General features: G+C 39.6%; 1 pseudogene. It reads left to right on the top strand.

The annotated features are described in order from the left end of the window. Nucleotides 1-245, top strand: a pseudogene (locus R2R70_RS22375) (HTH-type transcriptional activator IlvY); the annotation flags it as partial.

Below are 245 nucleotides of genomic sequence, written 5' to 3'. Positions count from 1 at the left end.
ATAGGCCATTCACCATTAGTACTTATTGAGCCAAAAGTTCAATGTACGATTACTGAAAAATTAACATCAAACAATACAGAGCTTGATTGGTCTGAATTAGAGTTTATTGTGCCTGAACAAGGCTTTTCTAGGCAGCGCCTAGAAATGTGGTGGCGAAAAAACAATATTCACGGAAAAATTTATGCACAAGTGGCGGGGCATGAGGCAATGGTCTCTATGGTTAGCCTAGGATTTGGTGTAGCAAT

It is taken from the genome of Cobetia sp. SIMBA_158, from assembly GCF_046566945.1.
In the GTDB taxonomy this organism is placed as follows: Bacteria; Pseudomonadota; Gammaproteobacteria; order Pseudomonadales; family Halomonadaceae; genus Cobetia; species Cobetia amphilecti.
The sequence above is the reverse complement of the archived record's forward strand: the minus strand, read 5'-3'. Positions and strand labels throughout refer to the sequence as shown.